Raw genomic sequence first — 25,505 nt, 5'->3', positions numbered from 1 at the left:
CGAGGTGTCCGTCTCTGAACCTTCACGTGCTGCCGCCCGGCCCCTCGAGGGTGCCCATGTGCTGCTGACCGGTGCCACCGGCTTCGTCGGTCAGGCGGTCCTGGAGAAACTGCTCAGCGCCTATCCCTCCACCCGCATCACCGTGCTGGTGCGCCCACGGGGCACCCTCACCGGGCGGATGCGCGTCAACAAGTTGCTCCGCAAGGCGGTGTTCAAGCCGTGGCGTGAGGAGATCGGGGCCGAGCAGGCCGACGCCGAGGCACAGCGCCGGGTCACCGTGCTGGAGGGTGACCTGGATTCGGTGCCGGAGTTACCCGGAGATCTGGACGTAGTGATCCACTCGGCGTCCTCGGTCTCCTTCGATCTGCCCATCGATGAGGCCTTCGCCGCCAACGTCGGCGGTCCGGAGGCTCTGTACACCGCCCTGACCGCCTCCGGCTCGAACCCGCACGTGGTGCACGTCTCCACCTGCTACGTGGCCGGTCTGCGCAAGGGCGTGGCCGAAGAACGGAGCCTGGAGCACAACATCGACCGGGCCACCGAGACGCGGATGGCCCTGGCCTTCCGGGAGAAGGCCGAGTCGGCCTCGCGGGCCCCGGCTGTGCTCGGCTCGCTGACCAAGCAGGCCCGGAGCGAGCACCGGCGCGCCGGCGCGCAGGCGGTGGCCGAGGCCGCCGAGGCAGCCCGGCTGGAGTGGGTCAACGACCAGCTGGTGCGCGCGGCCCGCACGCGCGCGCAGTCGCTGGGCTGGCCCGATGTGTACACCCTCACCAAGGCGCTGGGGGAGCGTGCGGCCGAGGACCTGTGGGGAGCGCGCCGGTTGTCGGTGGTGCGGCCCACGATCATCGAGTCCTCCCTGAAGCACCCCTACCCGGGCTGGATCGACGGGTTCAAGGTGGCCGATCCCCTCATCGCGGCCTACGGGCGGGGCCTGCTTCCGGAGTTCCCGGCCCTGGCCGACGCCATCCTGGACGTCATCCCGGTGGACCACGTCGTCAACGCCACCCTGGCCGCTGCCGCCGAGCCGCCCCCGGAAGGGGAGCCGCAGTACTTCCAGGTTTCCTCCGGGATCCGCAACCCGGTGCGCTTCGGGCAGATCCTGCGCCTGATCCGGGAGTACTTCCGGGCCAACCCGCTGCTGGACGAGGAGGGTTCGGTGGTGCATGTGCCGAACTGGTCCTTCCCCAACGCCCCGGTGGTGGAGCGCGGGCTGCGGCGCCGGGAGTGGGCGGTGCGCACCGCGGACAACGCGGTGGGCCGGCTGCCCGGCAACGACACCACCCGCAAGTGGATCTCCACCCTGTACAAGGCCAAGCGGGACCTCGGCACACTGCGCAAGTTCACCGACCTGTACCAGCCCTACACCCAGACCGAGGTGATCTTCGACGACGCCAACACCCGTGCGCTGCACGAGGCGTTGCCGCCGGAGCGCCGCGCCGAGCACGGCTTCGACGTCACCGAGATCGACTGGGCGCACTACCTGCAGGAAGTGCACATCCCCACCGTCCCGGGTCTGATGCGTTCCCGGGACAAGCGCGGGCCTGCCCGGTCGGCCACGGGTGCCACCCTGCCCGAGCGCACCGATGTGCTGGCCGTGTTCGACCTGCACGGCACCGTGGCCGCGGCGAACCTGCTGGAGCACTACATCTGGGTGGAGCTGGCCGCCAAGGGGGCGCGCAAGTCGCTGCAGCACCTGGGCGGGATGGTGGCCACCTCACCGTCCTACCTGCAGGCCGAACGGCGCGATCGTGGTGACTTCATCCGTTCCTTCATGCGCCGCTACGCCGGCGTGCACGAGGAGAAACTGCGCAAGGTGATCGCCGAACGCGTCGCCACCTCGTTGCGCTCGCGGCTGCACGCCGAGGCCGTGGAGCGCATCGCCGAACACCGCGCCGCCGGGCACCGCACCGTGCTGGTGACCGGGCAGATCGACGTGTTCGTGGAGCCGCTGGCGGACATGTTCGATGAGATCGTGGCCGGGAAGATGGAGACCGACCCGGCCGGACGTTGGACCGGGCACCTGCTCACCTCCCCGCTGGTGGATGAGGCCCGCGCCACCTGGCTGCTGCGTTACGCCCGCGAGCAGAACCTGAACCTGGAGGAGTCCTACGCCTACGGCGACACCTACGCCGACCGGCCCTGGCTGGACGTGGTGGGCAACCCCAGCGCGGTGAACCCCGACGCGGCCCTGTACCGGTACGCGCGCGCCAAACGCTGGCCGGTACGGGCCTGGACGACGACGGCGGAGGGACGGTTCTCCCCGGTGTTGCGCTCGATCCGGGCTGGAGGCCGGTAATGGTGGACATCCAGACCTCACCGATCGGTGGGATCGCGCTGGTGACCGGGGGAACCTCCGGAATCGGGCTGTCCTTCGCCCGTGCCCTGGCCGGGCGCGGCTGCGACCTGATCCTGGTGGCCCGCAACGCCGAGCGACTGAGCGTCACCGCGCAGGACTGCACCGCGACTACGGCGTGGCGGTGGACACCATCACCGCCGACCTGGCCACCGAGGCCGGCATGGAAGCGGTGGCCGAGCGGCTGGAGGACGATGAGAACCCCGTGCAGGTGCTCATCTCCAACGCCGGGCACGGCATCCACACCCCGCTGACCACCGCGGAGATCGGCGAGCACACCTCCGCCGTGGAACTCATGGTCAACTCGGTGCTGGTGCTCGGGGGCCGGGCCGGGCGGGCGATGCGGCGGCGCGCCTCGGGCGTGATCGTCAACGTCGGGTCGGTGGCCGGGTTGATCCCGCTGGGGGGCTACTCGGCGATCAAGGCCTGGGTGAACACCTATTCCGAGGCCCTCGCGCTGGAACTGGCCGGCACCGGCGTGCAGGTGACCACGCTGGTGCCCGGGTGGGTACGCACCGAGTTCCACGACCGGGCCGGCATCGGCACCGGATCGATCCCGAACGCGTTGTGGCTGGATTCGACCCGGCTGGTCAACGACTGCCTGGCCGACGTGGACAAGGGCAAGGTCGAGTCCATCCCCTCCAAGCGGTTCTGGCTGATCTGCTTCTTCCTGCGCCGCCTGCCCCGCCCGCTGGTGCGCGCCGTCGCCGGCAAACTCATGTCGAAACGCGGTCGTGGATGAGGGCTGCGCGCCGCACCGACCGCTACCACTGGGCCTGGCACCGATGGGCCCGGTATGTGGCACAGCGCCTCATCCTGCGCCCGATCGTGTTCTCCACCACCCGGGTCACCGTGACCGGTGAGGGCAACCTGGAGGGCCTGCGTCCCCCGTTCGTGGTAGTGGCCAACCACTCCTCCCACCTGGACGCCCCGCTCGTCATCACCGCCCTGCCGTGGCGCGTCACCCGTCACCTGGCCACCGCGGTGGCGGCCGACTACTTCTACCGGCAGGCCTGGCGCCGTACCCTCACCTCGTTCTTCTTCAACTCCTATCCCGTGGAACGCGGCCGCGGCAAGAAGCGTGAGGCCGGCCTGTCGGGTGACGCTGTTGCGCGAGAACATCCCGCTGGCGATCTTCCCCGAGGGCACCCGCTCCCGCACCGGTGAGATGGCCCCGTTCACCCCCGGCGCGGCGGCGCTGGCGCGGGCGCTGCGGGTGCCGCTGGTGCCGCTGGCCCTGGTCGGTGCCCACGACGCGATGCCCCCGGGTGCCAGCTGGCCCAAGCCGGGCCGGCTGCCGGTGAAGGTGATCATCGGCAAACCGATCGAGGCCCGCCGCGGGGAGAACCTGCCGGACCTGAACGAACGCCTCACCACCCAGGTGCGGCACATGCTCACCAACCAGACCCCGTACGTGGTGGTGCCCGAGAGCGCTCCCAGCGCCAGCAGCGGTCATGGCGAGGACCAGGCCGACGACGACGCAGCCCCGGGCGGCGACGAACCCACCGCGGGCCCGGGGGACCCGGGCGGCACGGCCGACGACGACGCGGCCCGGTCCGGCAAGACGGGGGAGGCACCCGGGGATGACCCGGCTGAGGCGCCCGGGACCGACGGGGGCGGCACCAAGGACGGCTCCGGCGGCCGCTGGCGTCGTTGGCGCCGGAAGAACCGAACCAAGGATCACACGACTTCCGAGGCGGCCACTGGCGGCCCCGACGACGGCGGAGAAGAAGCAGGAGGACACCGATGAACGAAGTGCAGCACCAGAAGTGGTGGGGCTGGGGCGTGGAAGGGATCGCCTTCAACCACACGGACAAGCCCGGTTTCGCCCCGTTCGTCAAGGACAAGATCGGTTTGGATCTGTCCGAACCTGCAGCGGAGGTGCCCAGGTTCGAGGACCTGGACGTCCCCGCCAGCCGGTTGCCGGAGGACGTGGGTCAGGCCCTGAGCGACATCCTCGGAGATCACCATGTCAACACCACCGACTACGACAGGGTGGTGCACACCTACGGTAAGGGCCTGCGCGACCTGGTGATGATCCGGGCCGGGATCCTGCCCCGCGTGCCCGACGTCGTCGTCTATCCGGCGAACGAGGCCGAGGTGCAAGCGCTCGTCGACCTCGCCGTGACCGCGGACGCCGTGCTCATCCCGTTCGGCGGCGGTTCGAACATCTCCGGCAGCCTGACCCCGCAGGCCCAGGAGGGCCGCCCGATCATCTCCCTGGACCTGGGCAGGCTGAACCGGGTGCTGGAGATCGACGAGCAGGCCGGACTCGCACGGGTGCAGGCCGGCGCGCTCGGTCCGGACCTGGAGGAACAACTCGGCCGGACCGGCTGGACCATGGGCCACCAGCCGGACTCCTTCCGGCACTCCACCCTGGGTGGGTGGATCGCCACCCGCTCCTCGGGGATGCAGTCGGACAAGTACGGTGACATCGCCGACATCACCCGCGGGCTGCGGATGGTCCAGCCGGGCAAGGTGGTGGTGGTGCGTCCCCTCCCCTCGACATCCACCGGACCGAGCGTGCGGGAGATGATCCTGGGCTCGGAGGGGCGCCTGGGTGTGATCACCGAGGCCTGGGTGCACGTGCACCGGCTCCGGAGAACCGGGACGTGATCGCCTACCTGTTCCCGAACTTCTCCGCCGGCCTGGCCGCCATGGAGGAGATCGCGAACTCCGACGCCGAACCCACGATCACCCGGGTCTCCGATGCCCCGGAGACGGCGTTCTCGTTGCAGACCCGCAAGGCCTCGACCTCATTGTCGTCCAAGATCGGCGAGGGGCTGTTCGAGGTGCTGCGCCGGCGCGGCTGGGACCTGGACAAGGTCTGCATCAGTTACATCGGGTATGAGGGCACCACCGCTCACATGCGCTACACCAAGGGCATCGTCGGGAAGATCGTCGGCAAGCACGGTGCGATCAAACTGGGCAAGGGCCCGGGCGCGATGTATGACGCCAAGAAGTTCGACACCCCGTACCTGCGGGACTTCCTGCTGGACCGGGGCGCCCTCGGGGACGTCTCCGACACGGCGGCACCGTGGTCGAAGCTGGGGGAGTTGTACGTCAACACGATGCGCAACGCCTACACCGCGTACGAGGAGCTGGGTGTGAAGGGGTACGTCATGTGCCACCTGTCGCACTCCTACCACTCCGGGGCATGCCTGTACTTCACGTTCGCGTTCCGGCCGAAGGAGGGCCTGGACCCGCTCATCCAGTACGACCTGGTCAAGTCGGCGATCCAGCAGTCCTTCGTGGACTACCACGGCACCTTGTCCCACCACCACGGCGTGGGTATCGACCACCAGCCGTGGCTGGAGCAGGACATCGGGGAGGCCGGCACCGACATGCTGGTTGGCCTGCTGCGCGCCAACGACCCCAGCCGTAACCTCAACCCTGGCACCCTGATCCCGCCGGAACGCGAGTGGTGACCCCCGGCCCGCGCCACACCCCCCACCCCCCACACCCGCCACATTAATCCAATTGGACGATTGCAGCGAGTTCCGGGCGCTCGGGATCGCTACAAGCATCCAATTGGACGATTCGAGCGGCCGGATGCGAGCGGATGGGGCCGGATGCGAGCGGCTGTGCGACTGTACGGCCACGTGCGGGTGAGACCGGACGTGGTGGCAGGGTAGGACTATGACGCCTGGGACGCTGATGCTGGTCCGGCACGGGGAGTCGGTGGCCAACGCACGGTCGCTGTTCACCGGTGTGTTGGATGTGGGCCTGACCCCCTCGGGGATCCGCGACTGCGGCCTGGCCGGTTCCCGGTTGCGCCACCTGGGCTTTCGCCCGGACGCGCTCATCACCTCCGAACTGGTGCGCGGGTGGCGTACCGCCGAGTTGATCTGCGAGGAGATCGGCTTCCCCGGCACGATCGAGCGGGACTGGCACCTGAACGAACGCAACTACGGGGCACTGTCCGGCCTGAGCAAGGCGCAGGTGCGCATCGAGCACGGTGCGGAACGCTTCCGCTTCTGGCGCCGCTCCTATGCCGGACGGCCACCACCCCTCCCCGAGCGCACCCTGGCGCTGTGGCGCACCCTGTCCCCGTTCGACCGGTTGCCGGCTGAGGCCCTCACCGCCACCGAGTCGCCGCGGGACGTGGTCGAGCGCATCAGGCCTTGGTGGTACCAAATGCTGACGCCCCGCCTGTTCGATGGGGAGGACGTCCTGGTCGTCGCGCACGGAAACTCGCTGCGTGCGCTCTGCGCGGTGATCGACGACCTGGACGACGAGGAACTGTCCGCGCTCAATCTGCCCAATGCGCGCCCGCTGCGCTACCGGTTCGCCGTAGGTGCAGATACGAGCACCGGAGCCACCCATCGCGCCGGCACCGAGTCCCTGGCCGACGGTGGAACCGGTGCTGACGCCGACCCGGGCCAGTCCAGCACCGCCCGCCGGTCCAATCCCCCACTGGCCGCGGAAACACGGGGCGGGGAGTACCTCGACCCGGAAGCGGCGCGGCGGGAAGCCGCACTCATCGCCGCCCAGGGCGGGACCTGACCGGACGCTGGCTCCGGGCCGCGCCGGCATCCTCAGACGGGGACATTGCACGATCGCTATCAATAGTGCTATCAATACGTGAGCCCAGCCCAGAGCGGCGGGAGCCCGATCGGGCCGAGCGGACAGTTGCGTCAGCCAGATCGGCCCGCGCCACCGCGTCGCCAAACACTGCCTCATGCAGGTATGTCCGCAACGGAGGTCACATGCCGATCCAGACCGTGGAGACCTTCCTGGCCGCCCCACGCTGGTTGTTCGTCCGCCTGGAGACGACCGATGGTGTCGTCGGTTGGGGTGAGTCGAGCCTGGAGGGGCACGGGGAGACCGCTCAGGCCGCCGTGCACGCGTTCGAGGACATTCTGATCGGCGCCGACCACACCCGGATCGAACAGCTCTGGGGCACCATGACCCGATCCGGCTTCTATCGCGGTGGGCCGGTGTTCTCCTCGGCGGTGTCCGGTGTGGACCAGGCCCTGTGGGACATCCGCGGCAAGGAACTCGGCGTACCGGTCCACGACCTGCTCGGCGGGGCGGTCCGGGACAAGATCCGGGTTTACGGCTGGGTCGGAGGGGACAACCCCGGCGGTGTGCGCGAAGCCGTGCAGGCGGTCCGGGAAGCGGGCCTGACCGCGGTGAAGATGAACGCCACCGGCCCGGTGGGCCACCTCGGCACACTGGCCGACACCCGGGGCGTGATCGAACGTGCCGGCGCCGCACGGGAAGCCCTGGGCGACGACGGCGACTTCGCCCTGGACTTCCACGGCCGGGTCTCCCTGCCGTACGCCCGCCGGCTGCTCGCCGCGCTGGAGGACCTGCACCCGCTGTTCGTGGAGGAGCCGGTGCTGCCCGAGCACACCTCCGCCCTGGGCACCCTGGTGGCCGGTACCTCGATCCCGATCGCCACCGGGGAGCGGCTGTACTCCCGCGGTGAGATGCGCACCGCCCTGGAGGCCGGAGTCGGTGTGGTCCAGCCCGACCTGGCCCACGCCGGTGGGATCTCGGAGGTGCGGCGCATCGCCGCCCAGGCCGAGACCTACGACGCCGCACTGGCCCCGCACTGCCCGCTCGGTCCGCTCGCACTGGCCGCCAGCCTGCAGGTGGACTTCGCAAGCCCGAACGCGATGATCCAGGAGCAGTCCATCGGCATCCACTACAACACCGGCAGCAACGAACTGCTCGACTACGTGCTCGACACCTCCGTGTTCGAATTCTCCGACGGCTACATCCACCGCCCCACCGGGCCCGGCCTGGGCGTGCAGATCGATGAGAACGTCGTCCGCGAGCTCGGCCGGCACCCGCACCGCTGGCGCACCCCTCGCTGGCACCGCGAGGACGGCAGCATCGCCGAGTGGTGACCGGAGAACCCGACGTGACCGGAGTGCCCACGCTGCCGCTGAACAGCACGTCCGGGGTGCGCCACCGAATGAGTACCAGCGCCAGGACCGCCACGTCATCGACCTCCGACGCAGCACAGCGCATCGTCTCCGGCCGCACGGCCGGAGACACGAAGGGGTGAGCCGTGCCGGCCGATCGTCCGAACACGTTGTCCCGGCAGGTGCTGGATCAACTCGGCCAGGCCATCGTCTCCGGTGTTCATCCTCGGGGAACCACGCTGCGGATCGAGGATCTCCAGGCCGATTTCGGGGTCTCCCGCACCGTGATCCGGGACGTGCTCCGGTATCTGGAATCACTGCACCTGACCCGATCCCGCCCGCGGGTCGGGGTGCGGGTGACGCCGAGATCGCACTGGAACGTGTTCGCCCCGGACGTGGTGCACTGGCGCCTCGCCGGGCCGGACGCACCGGCACAGTTGGTGTCGCTGACCCAGTTGCGCACCGCGGTGGAACCTCAGGCGGCGGAACTGGCCGCGATGAACGCGCCGGAGCATGTGGGCGCCGAACTCGTGGCACTGGCCGAGACGATGGCGGCCCTGGCCGCCGCGGGCGACCTGGACGCGTTCCTGGCGGCGGACCTGACGTTCCATTCCCTCCTGTTGCAGCACTGCGGCAACGAGATGTTCGCCGCGCTCGACGCCCCGATCGGTGAGGCACTCAAAGCCCGCCACGCCCGGCACCTGGTGCCCGACCACCCCCGGGACATCGCCGTGCTGCTGCACCAACTCGTCGCCACCGGGATCCGCGAGCAGGATGGGCCCACCGCCGCCGCGGCGATGCGCCGACTCGTGACCGAGGCGGGGACCGTGGTCGCCGCGGCACGCGCGGGCACCACCGACCACGCCTGAACGGGTTCTCGCCCACACGCAGGGACCAAAGCCCCAGCGCGTCCCGATCCGCGACCCTAACCTGGGCAGTGTGAGCACCGTGGTGGCTCTGCGCGAGCCGGATCCGGAGACCAGGGTGGCCCTCGTTCCCGAGGTAGTCGCCCAGTTGGCTCGCCACGGCCTGTCGGTGACCATCCAGTCCGGGGCCGGGACGCTCGCCCTGCACACCGATGACGACTTCGCTGCCGCCGGCGCCACCGTCGCCACCGGAGGTGATCTGGCCCGCGCCCTGGCGACCACGCAGGTCCTGGTGCACGTGCGGCCCCTGGATCCCGAGCGGATCGCGGCCCTGCCGCCGGGGATGATCACCCTGGGCCTGACCGGAGGGGTGGATCCGGTGATCGTCGAGGCCCTGAACGCCGGATCCATCACCGCGTTGTCCTTCGAACGACTGCCCCGCACTTCCCGGGCGCAGGTGATGGACGTGCTGTCCTCCCAGGCCTTCGTCGCCGGCTACCGGGCGGTGCTGGAGGCCGCGATCCGCCTGCCCCGGTTCTTCCCGCTGGCCATGACCGCCGCCGGGACCGTGCCGCCGGCGAAGGTGATCGTGCTGGGCGTGGGGGTGGCCGGGCTCCAGGCGATCGCCACCGCGCGGCGCCTGGGTGCCAAGGTCGCGGCCAACGACATCCGGCCCGACTCCGCCGAGGAAGTGCGCTCGGTCGGTGCGGAGTTCATCGACGTCGGCATCGCCCCGCAGCCCGGGCCGGGGCGGGGTACGCCCGCGACCTGGATGCCGGCGCCGCGCACGCCCAACAGGACGTCCTGGCCAACCACATCATGGACGCCGACGTCCTGATCACCACCGCGTCGGTGCCCGGCCGCCCCGCCCCCCGACTGGTCGCAGCCGCCACGGTGGCCGCGATGCGCCCGGGTTCGGTCGTCGTCGATCTGGCCGCTTCGGCCGGTGGGAACGTGGAGGGGTCCCTGCCCGGGGTGGAGGCGCGCATCCCCTCCACCCGTGGGGGCGGTGAGGTGACGTTGCTCGGGCTGGCCGCGGCGGCCGCGGACCTCCCGGTGGACGCCTCTGGGCTGTTCGCCCGGAACGTGGCCCAGGTGCTCCGTGCGATGGTCGCCGAGGACGGCACCCTCACCCTCAACCTCAACGATGAGTTGATCCACGGGATGTGTTACACCCACGAGGGCAGGAGCCGGTGATGGACGCGGTACTGACGCTCACGCTGCTGGTGCTGGCGGCGTTCGTGGGGTTCGAGGTGGTCTCCAAGGTCTCGACCATCCTGCACACCCCGTTGATGTCCGGGGCGAATGCCATCCACGGCATCATCCTGGTGGGCGCGATCATCGTGACGGCCCACTCCCAGCACTGGGCGGTCACCACCGTCGGGGCCCTCGCAGTGGTCCTGGCCACGGTGAACCTGGTGGGCGGGTTCTGGGTCACCGCGCGGATGCTGCGGATGTTCTCCGCCGAACGCCGACCGGACCGGGCGGAGGGCTGAGTCGTGGATCTGCTGCCTCCCACGGTCACGGCACTGGGGTACCTGCTCGCCGCCGTGCTGTTCATCCTGGCGCTGAAGTCGATGGCCGCCCCGCGGACCGCCCGGAACGGGAACCTGATGGGCGTGGCCGGCGCAGTGGTCGCCGTCGTCGTGGTGATGCTGTCCACCGAGTTCGAGGCGATGAACCTGTACGTGGTGCTTGCCGCGATGCTGGTCGGATCGGCGATCGCGATCCCCGCGGCTGCGCGCGTGCAGATGACCCAGATGCCTCAGTTGGTGGCGATGTTCAACGGTGTCGGTGGTGGCGCCGCGGCCCTGGTGGGCATCAGCGAGCTGACCGAACTCTCCGCCGCCGGCCCGGGTGTCGGGGAACTGGCGGTCAGCACCGCCGTGGCGGGCCCGGCCACCGCCTTCGGGATCGTGGCCGGATCGGTGTCGTTGTCGGGGTCGATGGTCACGTTCGCCAAACTCCAAGGGTTGATGACCTCCCGACCGGTGGTGCTGCCCGGCGCCCCGGTGCTGATGGTGGTAGGGGTGCTGGCGGGCCTGACCGGTGCGGTGATGGTGGGGGTGACGGCCGGCGTCGGCGCCGGGATCGCGACCGCGTTGATCTCCGTGGTCGTCGGGGTGCTGCTGGTGCTGCCGGTGGGCGGAGCGGACGTGCCGATCGTGATCTCCCTGCTGAACGCTCTGACCGGTCTGGCCGTGGCGGCCTCCGGGTGGGCGATGGGTAACACCCTGCTGCTGATCTCCGGAACCTTGGTCGGCGCCGCCGGTTCGATCCTCACCCACGCCATGGCCAGGGCCATGGGCCGGTCGGTCACCGGCATCCTCTTCGGGGCGCTGCGGGGTTCGACGGCGGGATCCACCGAGACCTCCGATCGTCCGGTTCGTAGGGCTGATGCGGAGGACGTGGCCATCACCCTGGCCTATGCGCGCCGGGTGGTGGTGGTGCCCGGGTACGGCCTGGCTGTCGCCCAGGCTCAGCACACCGTCGCCGAGTTGGTGACCGGGTTGCGCGAGCGTGGTGTGGACGTCGTCTACGGCATCCACCCGGTGGCGGGACGGATGCCCGGGCACATGAACGTGCTGCTCGCGGAGGCGAACGTGCCCTATGACCTGCTGGTCGAGGCCGGCGACGTGAACCCCTCGATGCCCAACACCGATGTCGTGGTCGTGGTGGGCGCCAACGACGTGGTCAATCCCGCAGCCCGCACCGATCCCGGTGCACCCATCTACGGGATGCCGATCATCGACGCCGACCGGGCCGGGCAGGTGATCTTCCTGAAACGCTCGATGCGCCCGGGGTTCGCCGGTATCGAGAACGAACTGCTGTTCGCCGAGCGCACCCAGGTCCTGTTCGGCGACGCCAAGGAGTCCCTGGCCGCGATCGTGGGGGCCCTGACGACGGTATGACCGCGGTGAGGCCAAGCCGACGACACGAAGTTCAGGTGACGACGCCCGAACCGCCCCGACCGATGCTTCGGATCAGGTCTGCTCAGTTGGCGCGTCCTCCGGTGCCGGGACCCCGAAATCCTGCCGCGCGACCGCGCCGTTGCTGTCGCGGCGGTATTGACCGGGCGACTTCCCGGTGGCCTTCTTGAACGCCACTCCCATGTACTCGGCGTGCTTGAAATCCAGGCGCTCGGCTATCTGCGGCAACGTCCAATCGGTCGAGGTCAGCAACTCGGCCACATGCCCCATGCGGACCCGCAGGATCTCTCCGTGGACCGTACGTCCCACGGTGTCGTGGACCCGGTAGTCCAAGGCACGACGGGACAGACCGACATGGCGCAGCACCTGCTCCACCGAGATGGTCGCGTGCCCGCGGTCCCTGATGAAGCGCAGTGCCTTGGCCACGAGCGGGTCGTCGACGGCGAGGATGTCCGAGGACTGCCGCGCCACGGTCCGCACGGGGGCGATCAGTCGTAGCCCTGGCTCGAGTCGGTGCCCGTTCATGAGTTGATCGAGGAGCGAAGCCGCCAGATAGCCGGTCCGGGTGGTGTCGGGTTCGATACTGGAGAGCGGCGGTGCGGTGAGGTTCACCATGAGTTCGTCGTTGTCCACCCCCAGCACGGCCACGCTGTCCGGGACCGACAGGCCGGCGATCTTGCAGGCTTCGAGTACCTCTTGGCCGGCGATGTCGTAACAGGCCAGAATTCCCACGGGTTTGGGAAGGCGGAGCAGCCAGGTGGCGAGCCGGTCCCGATCTGTGGCGCGCATGCCGGAAGGCTGGATCTCGAAGGAGTGAGCCTGGCTCCCGCGGGCGAGGACATGCGCGCTGAACCAGTGTCCGCGTTTGGTCGACCATCGGAACCGGGCATCCCCACAGAAGGCGAAGTTGGTCAGGCCACGATCAGCGAAGTGCTGGACCGCGGAGCGGGCAATGGCACGGTCGTCGGTTTCCACACCGGGCAGTTCGGGTACCAATTGGGCAGCACTCAGATCGACCGTCGGCAGCCCGAGCCGCCCGATGAAGTCCGCTGTCTCCGTGTTCTCGATGCGGGCAAGGACCCCGTCACCCTGCCACCCCTCCAACCAGGAGAAGTCGGTCTCGTGACGTGAGTGCTCGGCAAGGTAGATCGACCACCCGGGACGGTCGGTCACGTACTTGCGGATCCCGGCGAGGAGACCGCGAGCGTAGGCGTTCGAGGTCTCGACGAGCAGTGCCACGTGCCGAGATGCCGTCATGGCGTCCATGTAAGAAATCTAAGGTTCAATGCTGGATCACGCATGGAGTTCGGGTCAGTCGGCTTCCTAATCTGAGAGCAAGGAGGTCAACGATGACAGAGAAGGTACGGGTAGCCATTGCTGGTCTCGGCTTCGGCGCCGAGTTCATACCCATCTACCAGGCGCACCCCGATGCCGAGTTGGTCGCGGTGTGTCAACGCAGCGAGGGTGCCCTGAAGCAGACGGCAGACCGGTACGGGGTCCAGGGCCGCTACACCGACTACGACGAGATGATCCAGGACCCGGACATCGACGCGGTTCACATCAACACCCCGATTCCCGACCACGCCGGGCAAACCATCGCCGCGCTCCGGGCGGGCAAGCACGTGGCGTGCACCGTGCCGATGGCGACGACCCTGGAGGAGTGCCAAGCCATCGTGACCGCGGCGGAAGAAGCCGAACGCAACTACATGATGATGGAAACGGTGGTGTACTCCCGGGAGTTCCTGCACGTGCAGGAACTCGTCCACAACGGCACCATCGGCAGGATCCAGTTCCTGCGCGGCGCGCACTACCAGGAAATGGCCGGCTGGCCGGGCTACTGGGAAGGGCTGCCGCCGATGCACTACGCCACCCACGCGGTCGGACCGGTGCTCGCATTGGCCGGCACTCTGGCGGAGAGCGTCGTCTGCCTCGGATCCGGCCGCATCTCACCGGAGTTGGCCGGCAAGTACGGGTCCCCGTTCGCCGTCGAGAGTGCGTTGTTGACCCTGAAGGACTCGGCGGTCGGCGCCGAGGTTGCACGGTCCCTGTTCGAGACGGCCCACCAGTACGTCGAGAGTTTCACGGTCTTCGGGGACCGCGCGTCCTTCGAGTGGGAGCAGATCGAGGGCGGTGGTCACATCCTGCACGTCGGGGAGGACCCCGAACCGATCGAGATCCCCGACTTCGCCGGCCGGCTACCGGAGGAGATCGCCGGGTTCACCACGCAGGGCGTCTACGACGACGACAACGAGCACCTCTCCTTCATCCAGGGCGGGGGGCACGGCGGATCGCATCCGCACCTGGCGCACGAGTTCGTGCGCAGCATCGTGGAGGCCCGCCCCTCCGCTATCGACGCCGTCACAGCGGCGAACTGGACCTCGGTGGGCATCTGCGCCCATCAGTCGGCGATGGCCGATGGCGAGCGTGTGCACATTCCTGACTTCTCGGCAGGTGCACGATGAGCACCGCGACCGTCAGCATCGCCACCATCTGTTTCGACGGATTCGGTGACGAGGACTTTCACCGGACTTTCACCCACGCCAAGCAGGTCGGTGTCCGGCAGATCGAGTTCAATGCCTGGTACGCCCGCAACCTCACGCCCGCTGGTCTGGACAGCATCGTCTCGCGATGCCGAGAGCATGACCTCACGCCGGCCAGTTTGCAGATCTCCCCGTTCGCCCCCGGCCGGATGCACCGGACGTGGCCCGGGAGACGGCTCGATGGATGTGGCTGCTGGAAGCCGCCGAGCGCCTGGGCGTGCGCGTGATCAAGGCGACCGGATCGGGTCGCGGGCAACGAGGCGGTCTGGAGCGGTTGATCGACCTCTTGGCGTTGATCGGTCCGGTAGCAGAACAGCGGAACCTGACCATCTCCGTGGAGAACCACTTCAACAACGTCATCGAGCACCCGCAGGACTATCGGGACCTGTTCGATGCGGTGCAGACACCGGCGGTGGGGATGTGCCTGGACACCGGGCACTTCCTTGCCTCAGGCCATGATCTGGTCGCCATCGTGGAGGAGTTCGCCGGACGGATCGTCCAGGTGGACCTCAAGGACTGCGCAGCACCCGGAGCGGCCACCTTCGTTCGCTTCGGTGCCGGCGCCGTCGATTTTGATGCAGTTCTGTCGCGAATCCTGACAACCGGATTCGACGGATACGTGGTCATCGAGCTCCCCCTGATCGAGGAGGACACCATGCTCGCCGACCTTCGCGCAGGTGCTGAGATCGCTGCGCGCTATCTGCCCCTATCAGATTCTGATCTCGAGAGATAAGGATGATCATGAAGCACAATGGCAACGAGGCCATGGCACCGATCCATGGCCGTAGACGAGTCGTACCGATGGCGGCGGGACTCGCATCCGTCGCGCTCATCGCAGCATGTGGTTCGGACAGTGGTGCCGCCGGCGACGACCTGCCCAATGAGGGCCCGGTGACGATCAGCTGGTACGGCTCCGATGAACGTAACGCCGCGGTTCAGGACGTGGTCGACCTGTTCTCGGAAGAGAACCCGGACGTGACGATCGAGACCCAACCGACCACCTTCGATGGTCACTGGGACCGTCTTTCGGTGCAGTCAGCGGCGAACAACCTGCCGTGTATCCCCGCGATGCAGTCCCGGTACCAGGCGCGGTACGAGGACCGGGGCTCACTCCTCCCACTGGATGATCTGATCGAGGACGGCACCATCGACGTCTCCGGGATCCCGGAGGAGATTCTGGAGAGCCAGCGGGCGCCGGACGGGAACCTCTACTCGATACCGAAGGGCATCTGGTACGAGGGTGCGCTTCTGAATGTTCCCCTCATCGAGGAGGAAGGGGGCACGCCACCAGATCCAAGCGGGACCTGGGAGGACTATGTGGACTGGGCCATCGATACGCAGCCGAGCATCTCCGACGATCGGTTCGCCATCAGCGCCAGCGGTGGCTCGGTCCCAGTTCCAGGTCTTCGCAATCGGACGGGGGGAGAGCCTCTTCGACGACGGTGAGGCAGGGTTCAGCGAACAGACGCTGGTGGACTGGTTCGACCTGTGGATGCGCGCCGTCGAGGAGGGCGCCGCGCCCTCCGGTGAGGTCACCGCTGAGTACCAGGGCGTGCCCACCGCGCAGAGCATGATGGCGACGGGCCGGAACCTGGTCAGTTTCACCGGTGACAACAACATGCCCGACTTCCAACGGACGCTGGATCAACTCGATCTCGGGCAGGTCTCGCTGGCCCCCGCGCCCACCGGAGGTCCCGCCCAGGTTGTCGGTGCGAACTCGTGGGCGATCTCGGACAACTGCACGAACGTGGTGGACTCGGCTGCGCTGATCGACTTCTTCATCAACTCCTCCGAGGGCGCGTTCATCCTGGAGACGCAGACCGGCCTGCCGCCGGTGACTTCGATCCTGGAGGAGATGCTGGCGAGCCCGGACGTCGATGAGTCGATCAAGGACCGGATCACGCTCTATGACGACCTGCGCGAATCCGGTGCGGTGATCGACGTGTGGCCGGACGGTACCCAACCGTTGATCACCCAGCTGTCCACAGCGTGGGAAGAGGTGGTGTTCGGCCAGTCGACGTCAGAGGACGCTGCGGCCGCGTTCATGGCCCAGGTCGAGACCGCGCTCTCCGGACTCTGAGCCGCAACATCGGGGTGGGCGCGCACCGCGCGCCCACCCCGGAAAGGCGTCTGACATGATCGACATCGAACCGCGCAACTCGGCACCGCCGCCGTCAGCCGCATCGAGCCCGCGACCGCGCCGACCCAGGCGCACATGGAGCGAGTCGGCTCGCACCACCGCAGCCGGCTATGCCTTCCTCACCCCCTGGCTGGTCGGGTTCTTCGGGGTCACGGTGCTGCCGATGCTCGCCTCGCTGGCGCTGTCCTTCACCAACTACTCCGGGTCCTTCCAGACGATGCGCTGGGTGGGCCTGGACAACTACCGGCTGATGTTCACCGTCGACCCCGCGTACTGGGGGTCGGTCAAGGTGACCTTCCTGTACGTGGGCATCTCGGTACCGGTGATGCTGGCGTTCGCCCTGACCGTGGCAACGCTGCTGAACAAGGGGATCGGCGCACTGGGGTTGTACCGCACCATCTTCTACGTCCCTTCCCTACTGGGAGGGTCCGTGGCGATCGCGGTGCTGTGGCGATTCGTCTGGGGTGAGGCGGGCCTCATCAACGCCGTGCTGTCGGTGGTTGGTATCGACGGCCGTAGCTGGATCGGACACCCCGACACCGCGCTCATCACGATCATGGTGCTGAACGTGTGGACCTTCGGGGCCCCGATGATCATTTTCCTCGCCGGACTTCGGCAGGTGCCGGCGGACCTCTATGAGGCCGCTGCGTTGGACGGCGCGAGCCGGTTCCGCAGCTTCCGGCACATCACGTTGCCCTCGATCTCCCCGATCGTCTTGTTCAACGGGGTCCTGGCCGTCATCGGCGGATTCGGCCTTCACCCAGGTGTATGTCATCAGTGGGGGCAGTGGCGGTCCGGCCGGCTCCACCTTGTTCTACACGCTGCTCCTGTACCAGCGGGCGTTCACCGAGTCCCGCTTCGGTTACGCCTCGGCGATGGCGTGGGTGCTGCTCGTCGTGATCGCACTGGCGACCGCGGCGGTCTTCGCCAGCGGTAGGTATTGGGTCTTCTACGGGGATGGTGAGTCATGAGTGCGGCGACCTCGGTGATGGCGCGACGACGACTGGGCACCATCCCGTTCTATACACAGCGCACACTGATCCATGTCGGTCTGGTGGCTGCCGCGTTCGTGATGGTCTACCCACTGTTGTGGATGGCGTCCTCGGCCTTCCGGCCGTCGGAGCAGGTTCTGGTCGAGGACAGTCTGTGGGTCGCCAATCCAACCCTGGAGAACTTCGCCCAGGGCTGGAACGCCGTCGCACAGACCAGTTTCGGAACGTTCTTCCTCAACTCCCTCATCATCGCCGGTCTGACCGTGACCGGGAACATCCTGTCCTGTTCGTTGGCTGCCTACGCGTTCGCGCGGCTTCCGTTCCGGGGTCGCAAGATCTGGTTCGCGCTGATGATCAGCACGATCATGCTGCCCTTCCACGTGTTGTTGATCCCGCAGTACCTGCTCTTCAACTCCCTGGGCTGGGTGGACACGTTCCTGCCGTTGATCGTGCCGAAGTTCTTGGCGACCGAAGCGTTCTTCGTCTTCCTGCTCGTTCAGTTCTTCCGGCTCATCCCCAAGGAACTGATGGAGGCGGCCCGGATCGATGGATGCGGGCACCCCCGGATCTTCCTGAAGATCATGCTGCCGCTGTCGGTGCCGGCGTTGGCCACAACGGGAGCGTTCTCCTTCATCTGGGCGTGGAACGACTTCCTCGGCCCGCTGATCTACCTCACCAGCCAGGGCAACTACACGGTGCCCATCGGTCTGGCATTGTTCGTGGATGCGTCCGGCACCTCGAACTACGGAGGACTCTTCGCGATGTCCCTGCTGTCGCTACTGCCGGTGCTGGGGTTCTTCCTGGCATTCCAGAAACTCCTCCTCGACGGCATCTCGACCACTGGAATCAAGTGATGAACGCGCATCCGCAGCGATTCGCCGGCCGTGCCATCGCAGTGACCGGCGCGGCCTCCGGGATCGGACGAGCCACCGCGCAGCGGCTCGCAGCCGAGGGTGCACACGTGATCCTGCTCGACCGGGACCTTCCCGGTGCCACCACCACCGAGGAGGCGGTGCGCAGCGCAGCGGGGAGCGCCGCCGTCATCGGCTGCGACCTCGCCGATCCGGCTTCGATCGTCGCAGCGGTCACCCAGATCGCGGACCGGTACCCACAACTGGGCGGTCTGATCGGCTGTGCCGGGGCGGTACATGTTGACGGTGTCCAGGAGAATCCGTTCCTGAGCAAGGGGCTCGCCGGCTGGGACCAACTCTTCGCCGTGAACGTACGCGGGATGGCCGACCTGGTCCACCAACTGGCCCCGGCTCTCGTGGCGGCCCGTGGGGTGGTGGTGACCGTCTCCTCCGAGGCGGCCTACCGGTCCCGAGCGGGACGCTGGATCTACGACGCCACGAAGGCGGCGCTGGTTTCAGTCACCCGGTCAATGGCTGCGGCCCTGGCACCGCAGGGTGTACGCGTGCTGGGGGTGGCTCCCGGGGGCACGATCACCGAGATGCACATCAACGATCATGCCGACCCACAGGCAGCGCGTGAGCAGATGCGCGGTGCTACGGGCGGGAATCTGTTGGGTCGGCTGGCCGAACCGGAGGAGATCGCGGCAGCGATCGCCTTCCTTGCCAGCGATGACGCAAGTTTCATGACGGGGACGACCGTCGCCGTCGACGGAGGAGGAGCAGCAAGCCGATGACCATCGAGGACAGAACCGACACCTATGGCCTCATCGGCCTCGGAAACGTCGGAGCAGATCTGGTAGCCGCAGCGGTCGAGGCAGGCCTGGTCGTGCACTGCTACGACGTGGATCCGGACGCCCGGGAGCGGGCCGGCAGCGCCGGAGCCACGGTGCAAGCGTCGGCGCGCGACGTTGCCGCCGTGGCCGACGTGTTCGTGCTGTCACTGCCGAACTCCCAGATCGTGGATCAGGTGCTCTTCGACGAGGGCGCGATCGAGGTGCTGCGCCGGGGGGCGTACCTGGTCGACATGAGCACCAATCACCCGGCACGCTCCCAGGCCCTGGCCGCCGAGGGGAATGCCCGCGGGGTGCACGTGCTCGACATCCCGGTCAGTTACGGTCCCGAGGGCCTGGTCGGGTTCGCCGGTGGGACGACCGAGGCGCTGGCGGCCGTGCGGCCGTGGGTCGATGCGGTCACGGTGCACACCGAGCACGTCGGCCCGCACGGGCATGGGCAGTACGTCAAACTCGTGCAGAACGTGCTCAGCGGTGTCGGCATGGGGGTGATCGGTGAGGTCATCGGCTTCGCCGAACACGCCGGGGTGGACCTGGAGGTCTTGCCGGAGGCACTTCGCCGTACCGGCGCGAACTCGCGGATGCTGGAACGCACACTGCCGGCCATGGTGCAGCGCCGCTACGGCACCAGCGGCACGATGGCGCTGCACTCCAAGGACATGGGATACGCCCTCACGGCTGCGGAGAGCATCGGGGCGCGGATGCCGTTCACCGCGGCGTTGCGGCGGGTGTTCGAGGATGTGTTGGCTGCCGGCGACTCCCGGTGGACCCAGACGGCGCTGGTCGAGTGGTACCGGCCATCCGCCGCCGAGACCAGCGCGGCGAACGACGCCGAATGAGTGGTGAGCGCATCGGCGTCGGCCTGATCGGCTTGGGCAACAGCGGCTGGCACTACCACGCCGAGGGCACCCTGGCGGGGTCGAACGACTTCGAGCTGGTGGCGGTGACCAGCGCCCGTGCCGAGCGCCGGGAAGCGGCGGCAGCCCGCTTCGGTGCCGTCGCCCACCAGGACTGGCAAGGCCTGATCGCCGACGACCGCGTCGAGGTGGTCGTGGTTGCGACCCCGCACCATCTGCGTGAGTCGGTCGCGGTGGCCGCCCTGGCCGCTGGGAAGCATGTCGTCGTGGAGAAGCCGATGGCTGTCACGACCGCCCAGGCCGGTGCGATGCTCGATGCGGCCCAGGCCCATGGCCGGATTCTGACCGTTTTCCAGAACCGCCGATGGGAACCCTCGTTCCAGTTGATCAGGCGGCTGGTCGGCGAGGGCGAAGTCGGGCCCGTGTGGCGCGTCGAGGAACGACGGATGCATGGCGGCAAGTACGTCGTCGCGGGTACCGACCGGCCGCACGCCGGGTCGGACCTGGCCACCTGGGCCCATCGAGGAGGTGGTGGCGGGGTGTCCTACCTGATCGCGCCGCATCTGATCGATCACCAAGTCGTCCTCCACGGTGGGCCGCCGGAGACGGTCTCGGCAGTGATGCACACCTACGCCGGCGACGAGGTCGAGCACTATCTGGATCTGCGGCTCGGCTTCGGGGGTGGGGTGCTGTCCCGGATCGAGATCTTCCGGGAGAATGTGCTCGATCTGCCCAAGTGGGCCGTCTTCGGAGAGCAGGGCACGATCATGTGTGATGACTTCACCTCGCTGCGCCTGGAGCGGGCGGACGGGACAACTCAGCATTACGGTGACTTGGCGCCGTTGCAGTCCTGTGATGAGTTCTACCACCAATTGGCCGCGGCAATACGTGGGCACGGTCCGGTGCCGGTGGATCCGAGGGAAGCGGCTCACACCGTCGCCGTCCTGGAAGCGGCCCATGCCTCCGCATGCGCAGGCGGAGACCTCGTCCCCCTCGAGACTGTTGATGGCGCGCAGTAGGGTGCCTGCGTGAACACACCAACGGGAAGGACGACGACGGTCCCGCGAACCATGCGTGCCGCGGTGCTGCACCGGGCTCGGGAACTGCACCTGGAGGAGTGGCCGGTTCCGGCTCCGGGTCCGCGCGAGGTCCTCATCCGCGTCCATACGGTGGGTTTGTGCGGCTCCGACGTGCACTTCTACGAGCACGGTCGGGTCGGTGATCTGGAGGTGCTCGAGCCGCTGGTGCTCGGCCACGAGGCCGCGGGCACGATCGTTGCCACCGGTGAGCAGGTTGGCGGGCCCGACTCACTGATCGGGCGCCGGGTGGCGATCGAGCCGCAGCGGCCGTGCCGGTACTGCTGGCACTGTCGAACCGGCCAGTACAACCTGTGCCCGCAGATGCAGTTCCTCTCCGCACCACCGGTGCACGGGTGCTTCGCCGAGTACGTCACCGTGCCGGCGGACCTCGCCCATCCGGTGCCGGAGCGATACTCCGACGACGCGGTGGCGTTGCTGGAGCCGCTGTCGGTGGGGATCGCCGCAGCGCGGAAGGCCGCCGTGGTCCCGGGATCGCGCGTTCTCGTGGCAGGCGCCGGACCGATCGGGGTGCTGTGTGCAGCCGCGGCCCGGGGCTTCGGGGCTACGCAGGTCGTGGTGGCCGATCCGGTGCAGCCGCGCCGCGAGGTCGCGCAGGACATGAGCGCCACCGAGGTCTTCGACCCGCTCACGGAGACGGCTCCCGAAGGGGCCTTCGACGCCTTCATCGACGCCTCTGGTGCGCCGGGCGTGCTCGCTGCTGGGTTGCGTGCCCTCCGCGGCGGCGGGCTTGCGGTCCTGGTGGGGATGGCAGCCGAGGAGGTGGCGCTGAATGTGTTCCTGGTGCAGAGCCGGGAACTGAAGATCGAGGGGCTGTTCCGGTACACCGATACATGGCCGGCCGCTATCGCTCTGGCAGCCGATCTCGACCTTGACCGGTTGGTCTCGGCCCGGTTCCCCCTGGAGGCGCTGGGTGAGGCGATCCGTCGTAACGGTGAGGCCGAGGTGATGAAGGTCCTCGTCGACGTCGCCCCGTCCTGACCGGCCGCTTCCGGCCCTACGCGGGCGCTCCGGGGTCGATCAGGCGATGTCGACGACCAGATGGTTGTCGCCCACTTCGGTGCAGGTGGCGCTGTAACCACCGACCTCCACGGTCTCGCCCCTCGGTACACGTTGCCGCCTGCCCGTTGATGGAGAAGTCGGCGCTCTGACCGTCCGAGCCCTGCAGTTCCACGGTGTACCCGGCCGGTTCGGTGCTGGCACCCGAACCGCTCAGGGTGATGGTGCAGGCGCTGTTCTGGCAGTTGTACTGGGTGGTGGTGCAGGCGCTGACGAGAGTTCCGGCGCCGAGTGCGACGACAAGGGCGGCGATGATGCGTGGTGTCTTCATGGACACCACTGTGCTGCCACCTGGACGGTTGCGGAATGGGTAGAGGAACCCATCGAAGGTCCGGTCCTCGGGCCGGAGCCGCCCACGTCCACGGCCGATGTCAGTGGCCGGTGGGAAAATGTGCACGACGGCGCAACTCGGGTCCGGCCGGGCCCGGCCCGGTGTGGAGGTGATTGACTCTCCGGGTCTGGTGCGGACACGCCGGGCGCGGGGTGTGTCGGAGGTTGTGGACACCGCGCGTTCCTGTGCACACCGCGGTGGACCCACAGATTCCTTGGATGAGGTTCCTCCACCTGTGGATGTGGACCATAGGGGGTCGATCGTTGCCATCTCAACGTTGTGCACAAGGCGGCGCACACGCTATCCACAGGTTCGCCGTCGTCGTCCACAGGAGACCCCGCAGGGGGTGTGGAGGACACGCCGCGTGCGCGACGCGCCCGTCGGCACGACACAACACCTAGGGTCCACGTAAGTTCCGCACCACTAGGTATAGTGGTCGAGCGAACAACATCCATGTAGTTACGTGCTCGTGATTTGTGTGGCGGAACCGCCAGACCCTCAGACCAGCGGGCAGCATTCGAAGAAGGGGAAACGGCATGAGCATCACCGTTTACAGCAAGCCGGCATGTGTGCAGTGCGACGCCACGTACCGGTCGCTGAACAAGCACGGCTTGGACTACACCATCGTGGACATCAGCCTCGACGCCGAGGCGCTGGAGACGGTGAAGGCGCTGGGCTACCAGCAGGCACCCGTCGTCTTCGCCGACGGTGATCACTGGTCCGGGTTCCGGCCCGACAAGATCAAGTCCCTCGTGGCCCGGGTACCACAGGCCGCCACGGCCTGAGGCCGCCACCCACAGACCGCCCGTCGGGCTCAGCCGGCCGGGCGGTTCTGTTATCCATCACCTGAACAACGGCACCGCAACTACACAACCGGGAAGCGCCGGCACCTGAGACGGGAGCCGATTCCGGACAACTCGACTACTGGAACAACTGAGGACGCGCATGGCGTCCATGAGGGATGGGAACAACTGTGGCAGCGACACTGACGCGCGAGGAGATCGAGCTCGCCGAGCCCGCGATGGACTATCACGCGTTGAACGCGATGCTGAACCTGTACGACGCCGACGGGAACATCCAGTTCGACAAGGACCGTGAGGCGGCGCGGGCGTACTTCCTGCAGCACGTCAACCAGAACACCGTCTTCTTCCACAACCTGCGCGAGAAACTCGACTACCTGATCGAGAACGGCTACTACGAGACCGAGATACTGGACGCCTACTCCTTCGAGTTCGTCCAGGACCTGTTCGACTACGCCTACTCCAAGAAGTTCCGGTTCTCCACCTTCCTCGGGGCGTTCAAGTACTACACCTCCTACACGCTGAAGACCTTCGACGGGAAGCGCTACCTGGAGCGGTTCGAGGACCGGGTCGTCATGGTGGCCCTGACGCTGGCCGCCGGCAATGAGGACTTCGCCCGCGAGATGGTCGATGAGATCGTGGCCGGCCGATTCCAGCCGGCCACGCCCACGTTCCTGAACTCGGGCAAGAAGCAGCGCGGGGAGCCGGTCTCCTGCTTCCCTGGTGAAGCGCTGGTTGACACGCGTGTTGGTCCAGTGCGTATCGACGAGATCAGCACAGGTGATGAAGTGCTCTCGCACGATGGGAACTACCACAAGGTGACCGGCGTCATGAGCCGCCATTCGCGGGAGGGTTTGACGACCCTGGGCGTGGCCGGTATCGCGCGTGATCTGACTTCTACGCCGGAGCACCCGCTACTCGTTCACAGGCCGGCGGGCCAGCCGGAGGGGATCAGGGAACTGGCCGGACGTGACGGGGCCACCAGCAATTTGACGTGGGTCGCGGCAAAGGACATTCGGCCCGGTGACTATGTCGTCATGTCGCACCCTTCGGCGGCGCCGAGCCCGCGTCGGTCGCTGAACATGAGTGACTACCTAGGAGAGACCGATAAGTACGCGGTGCGTGAGGGCATGGTGGTGCGCCTCAACCGCGACCCGAAGACGGTTCGCAAGTTCGGCGACGTCAATCGCGGCGCGACCCCGGTCATCGATGAGATCCCACTCGATTCTGAGTTCGGCAGGTTCGTCGGGTACTACTTAGCCGAAGGATACGTCTTGCGTCATCAGACGACGGAAGGCGTCTTCGGCCCCAAGGGTATCAACTTCACCTTCGGCAGCAAGGAGGAGGCGTACATCGAGGACGTCGTGCTCCTGGGGAAGAGCCTCTTCGGCCTCGATGCTCGCACCAAGATCAACCGCGACGGCTCGACTAACGTCTACTTGAACTCGACGGTGCTCGGCGGATTCATGCTCAACCTCGTCGGCAGCGGATTCGACCAGAAGTCGCTTCCGGCGGTCCTGATGACCGCTCCTCAAGCGTTCCAGCGGGAGGTGCTCATCGGTGCGTTCCGGGGCGATGGGTGCACCACGGGTAGCGGCGTCACCATGTCGTTGAGCAACGTCGGGCTCGTTGAGCAACTGGCATTAGTGTCTCGACGGGTGGGCGTGCTGGCTCGGACGCGTTCCTACCGGAGTGCCTCGGGAACTCCTACCAGCCAGATCGATGTGACCGGATACCCGGGCTCGCACTACGACTTCGTTCTTGATGTCGCCAAGGACCTTCACAAGTTTTCAGGTGCTACACCGCACCACCCCAGCCCTGCGGAATGGATCGACGGGCAACCCGCCCACAGGGTGACAACGACCTCGACCGAGGAGACCGAAGGGGAGGTTTACAACCTCGAGGTGGCAGACACCCACACCTATTCGGTTCACGGTGTCATCGTTCACAACTGCTTCCTGC

General features: G+C 67.8%; 27 protein-coding genes and 2 pseudogenes. 27 read left to right on the top strand and 2 right to left on the bottom strand.

The genetic code is table 11. The features are described from left to right. The first annotated feature begins 4 nt into the window (after positions 1–4). From ACRRRO_RS07165 to ACRRRO_RS07100, 14 genes and pseudogenes are all read left to right on the top strand, one after another. On the top strand, positions 5–2,296 hold the full coding sequence (locus ACRRRO_RS07165; RefSeq protein WP_424795632.1) for an HAD-IB family hydrolase: 2,292 nt from the start codon (positions 5–7) through the stop codon (positions 2,294–2,296). Further along, positions 2,296–3,095: pseudogene (locus tag ACRRRO_RS07160) on the top strand (SDR family NAD(P)-dependent oxidoreductase). The gene ACRRRO_RS07165 and the pseudogene ACRRRO_RS07160 overlap by 1 nt, the downstream one beginning before the upstream one ends. Continuing rightward, on the top strand, positions 3,092–3,520 hold the full coding sequence (locus tag ACRRRO_RS07155; RefSeq protein WP_434081307.1) for a 1-acyl-sn-glycerol-3-phosphate acyltransferase: 429 nt from the start codon (positions 3,092–3,094) through the stop codon (positions 3,518–3,520). Before ACRRRO_RS07160 ends, ACRRRO_RS07155 begins: the two are co-directional and overlap by 4 nt. Continuing rightward, complete coding sequence (locus tag ACRRRO_RS07150) at positions 3,462–4,103, top strand: lysophospholipid acyltransferase family protein (RefSeq protein ID WP_434081306.1); 642 nt, start codon at positions 3,462–3,464, stop codon at positions 4,101–4,103. Before ACRRRO_RS07155 ends, ACRRRO_RS07150 begins: the two co-directional genes overlap by 59 nt. Next, entirely contained in the window at positions 4,100–4,969 is an 870-nt protein-coding gene (locus tag ACRRRO_RS07145) for an FAD-binding oxidoreductase (protein WP_434081305.1), read from the top strand. The genes ACRRRO_RS07150 and ACRRRO_RS07145 overlap by 4 nt, the downstream gene beginning before the upstream one ends. Then, positions 4,966–5,781 (top strand): FAD-linked oxidase C-terminal domain-containing protein, encoded by an 816-nt coding sequence (locus ACRRRO_RS07140; RefSeq protein ID WP_434081304.1) that lies wholly within the window; start codon positions 4,966–4,968, stop codon positions 5,779–5,781. The genes ACRRRO_RS07145 and ACRRRO_RS07140 overlap by 4 nt, the downstream gene beginning before the upstream one ends. Before the next feature lie 211 nt (positions 5,782–5,992). Further along, positions 5,993–6,859, top strand: a complete 867-nt coding sequence (locus ACRRRO_RS07135) for a 2,3-bisphosphoglycerate-dependent phosphoglycerate mutase (RefSeq protein WP_434081303.1) — start codon at positions 5,993–5,995, stop codon at positions 6,857–6,859. A 203-nt stretch (positions 6,860–7,062) separates the two neighbouring features. Continuing rightward, positions 7,063–8,211, top strand: coding sequence for a galactonate dehydratase (gene dgoD / locus ACRRRO_RS07130; RefSeq protein WP_424795637.1), 1,149 nt, complete (start codon positions 7,063–7,065; stop codon positions 8,209–8,211). After that, positions 8,205–8,372 carry a hypothetical protein gene (locus ACRRRO_RS07125; protein WP_424795638.1) on the top strand — a complete coding sequence of 56 codons (168 nt, stop codon included), beginning with the start codon at positions 8,205–8,207 and terminating at the stop codon, positions 8,370–8,372. Before dgoD ends, ACRRRO_RS07125 begins: the two co-directional genes overlap by 7 nt. A 3-nt stretch (positions 8,373–8,375) precedes the next feature. Continuing rightward, positions 8,376–9,098 carry a FadR/GntR family transcriptional regulator gene (locus ACRRRO_RS07120; protein WP_434081302.1) on the top strand — a complete coding sequence of 241 codons (723 nt, stop codon included), beginning with the start codon at positions 8,376–8,378 and terminating at the stop codon, positions 9,096–9,098. Positions 9,099–9,168: 70 nt separating this feature from the next. Next, a complete protein-coding gene (locus tag ACRRRO_RS07115) occupies positions 9,169–9,933 on the top strand; it encodes a hypothetical protein (protein ID WP_434081301.1) in 765 nt (254 codons plus the stop codon). Next, positions 9,915–10,292 (top strand): hypothetical protein, encoded by a 378-nt coding sequence (locus tag ACRRRO_RS07110; RefSeq protein WP_434081300.1) that lies wholly within the window; start codon positions 9,915–9,917, stop codon positions 10,290–10,292. The genes ACRRRO_RS07115 and ACRRRO_RS07110 overlap by 19 nt, the downstream gene beginning before the upstream one ends. Continuing rightward, on the top strand, positions 10,292–10,591 hold the full coding sequence (locus ACRRRO_RS07105) for an NAD(P) transhydrogenase subunit alpha (protein ID WP_424787195.1): 300 nt from the start codon (positions 10,292–10,294) through the stop codon (positions 10,589–10,591). Before ACRRRO_RS07110 ends, ACRRRO_RS07105 begins: the two co-directional genes overlap by 1 nt. Before the next feature lie 3 nt (positions 10,592–10,594). Then, on the top strand, positions 10,595–12,007 hold the full coding sequence (locus tag ACRRRO_RS07100; RefSeq protein WP_424795641.1) for an NAD(P)(+) transhydrogenase (Re/Si-specific) subunit beta: 1,413 nt from the start codon (positions 10,595–10,597) through the stop codon (positions 12,005–12,007). 72 nt (positions 12,008–12,079) lie between these two features. Here the strand turns inward: ACRRRO_RS07100 and ACRRRO_RS07095 are convergent, their stop codons facing one another. Further along, complete coding sequence (locus ACRRRO_RS07095; RefSeq protein ID WP_424795642.1) at positions 12,080–13,291, bottom strand: substrate-binding domain-containing protein; 1,212 nt, start codon at positions 13,289–13,291, stop codon at positions 12,080–12,082. An 83-nt stretch (positions 13,292–13,374) separates the two neighbouring features. On the opposite strand from ACRRRO_RS07095, the gene ACRRRO_RS07090 reads away from it, so the two are divergent. From ACRRRO_RS07090 to ACRRRO_RS07040, 11 genes are all read left to right on the top strand, one after another. Continuing rightward, a complete protein-coding gene (locus ACRRRO_RS07090; protein ID WP_424795643.1) occupies positions 13,375–14,487 on the top strand; it encodes a Gfo/Idh/MocA family protein in 1,113 nt (370 codons plus the stop codon). Further along, entirely contained in the window at positions 14,484–14,792 is a 309-nt protein-coding gene (locus tag ACRRRO_RS07085; protein ID WP_434081299.1) for a hypothetical protein, read from the top strand. The genes ACRRRO_RS07090 and ACRRRO_RS07085 overlap by 4 nt, the downstream gene beginning before the upstream one ends. Further along, positions 14,750–15,298 (top strand): sugar phosphate isomerase/epimerase family protein, encoded by a 549-nt coding sequence (locus ACRRRO_RS07080; protein ID WP_434081298.1) that lies wholly within the window; start codon positions 14,750–14,752, stop codon positions 15,296–15,298. The genes ACRRRO_RS07085 and ACRRRO_RS07080 overlap by 43 nt, the downstream gene beginning before the upstream one ends. A 158-nt stretch (positions 15,299–15,456) precedes the next feature. Then, positions 15,457–16,011, top strand: coding sequence for an ABC transporter substrate-binding protein (locus ACRRRO_RS07075; RefSeq protein WP_434081297.1), 555 nt, complete (start codon positions 15,457–15,459; stop codon positions 16,009–16,011). Then, positions 15,947–16,645 (top strand): extracellular solute-binding protein, encoded by a 699-nt coding sequence (locus ACRRRO_RS07070; protein ID WP_434081296.1) that lies wholly within the window; start codon positions 15,947–15,949, stop codon positions 16,643–16,645. The genes ACRRRO_RS07075 and ACRRRO_RS07070 overlap by 65 nt, the downstream gene beginning before the upstream one ends. Before the next feature lie 55 nt (positions 16,646–16,700). Next, a complete protein-coding gene (locus tag ACRRRO_RS07065) occupies positions 16,701–17,642 on the top strand; it encodes a carbohydrate ABC transporter permease (RefSeq protein ID WP_434081295.1) in 942 nt (313 codons plus the stop codon). Positions 17,643–17,672: 30 nt separating this feature from the next. Beyond that, a complete protein-coding gene (locus ACRRRO_RS07060) occupies positions 17,673–18,551 on the top strand; it encodes a carbohydrate ABC transporter permease (protein ID WP_424795647.1) in 879 nt (292 codons plus the stop codon). Beyond that, positions 18,551–19,342 (top strand): SDR family NAD(P)-dependent oxidoreductase, encoded by a 792-nt coding sequence (locus ACRRRO_RS07055; protein ID WP_424795648.1) that lies wholly within the window; start codon positions 18,551–18,553, stop codon positions 19,340–19,342. The genes ACRRRO_RS07060 and ACRRRO_RS07055 overlap by 1 nt, the downstream gene beginning before the upstream one ends. After that, positions 19,339–20,238, top strand: a complete 900-nt coding sequence (locus ACRRRO_RS07050) for an NAD(P)-dependent oxidoreductase (RefSeq protein WP_424795649.1) — start codon at positions 19,339–19,341, stop codon at positions 20,236–20,238. Before ACRRRO_RS07055 ends, ACRRRO_RS07050 begins: the two co-directional genes overlap by 4 nt. After that, the gene (locus ACRRRO_RS07045; protein ID WP_424795650.1) at positions 20,235–21,275 is read left to right on the top strand and encodes a Gfo/Idh/MocA family protein; all 1,041 of its coding nucleotides are present in this window, start codon (positions 20,235–20,237) and stop codon (positions 21,273–21,275) included. The genes ACRRRO_RS07050 and ACRRRO_RS07045 overlap by 4 nt, the downstream gene beginning before the upstream one ends. 9 nt (positions 21,276–21,284) lie before the next feature. Beyond that, positions 21,285–22,334 (top strand): NAD(P)-dependent alcohol dehydrogenase, encoded by a 1,050-nt coding sequence (locus ACRRRO_RS07040; protein ID WP_424795651.1) that lies wholly within the window; start codon positions 21,285–21,287, stop codon positions 22,332–22,334. A 16-nt stretch (positions 22,335–22,350) separates the two neighbouring features. Here the strand turns inward: ACRRRO_RS07040 and ACRRRO_RS07035 are convergent, their stop codons facing one another. After that, complete coding sequence (locus tag ACRRRO_RS07035; protein WP_434081294.1) at positions 22,351–22,683, bottom strand: hypothetical protein; 333 nt, start codon at positions 22,681–22,683, stop codon at positions 22,351–22,353. A 596-nt stretch (positions 22,684–23,279) separates the two neighbouring features. On the opposite strand from ACRRRO_RS07035, the gene nrdH reads away from it, so the two are divergent. Together nrdH and ACRRRO_RS07025 are read left to right on the top strand one after the other, a co-directional pair. Further along, entirely contained in the window at positions 23,280–23,528 is a 249-nt protein-coding gene (nrdH, locus tag ACRRRO_RS07030) for a glutaredoxin-like protein NrdH (protein WP_424787182.1), read from the top strand. 236 nt (positions 23,529–23,764) lie between these two features. Then, positions 23,765–25,492: pseudogene (locus tag ACRRRO_RS07025) on the top strand (ribonucleotide reductase N-terminal alpha domain-containing protein); the annotation flags it as partial. Between the last annotated feature and the right edge of the window lie 13 nt (positions 25,493–25,505).

The organism is Sanguibacter sp. Z1732 (assembly GCF_051020515.1).
Classification (GTDB): domain Bacteria; phylum Actinomycetota; class Actinomycetes; order Actinomycetales; family Beutenbergiaceae; genus CALKWS01.
The sequence above is the reverse complement of the archived record's forward strand: the minus strand, read 5'-3'. Positions and strand labels throughout refer to the sequence as shown.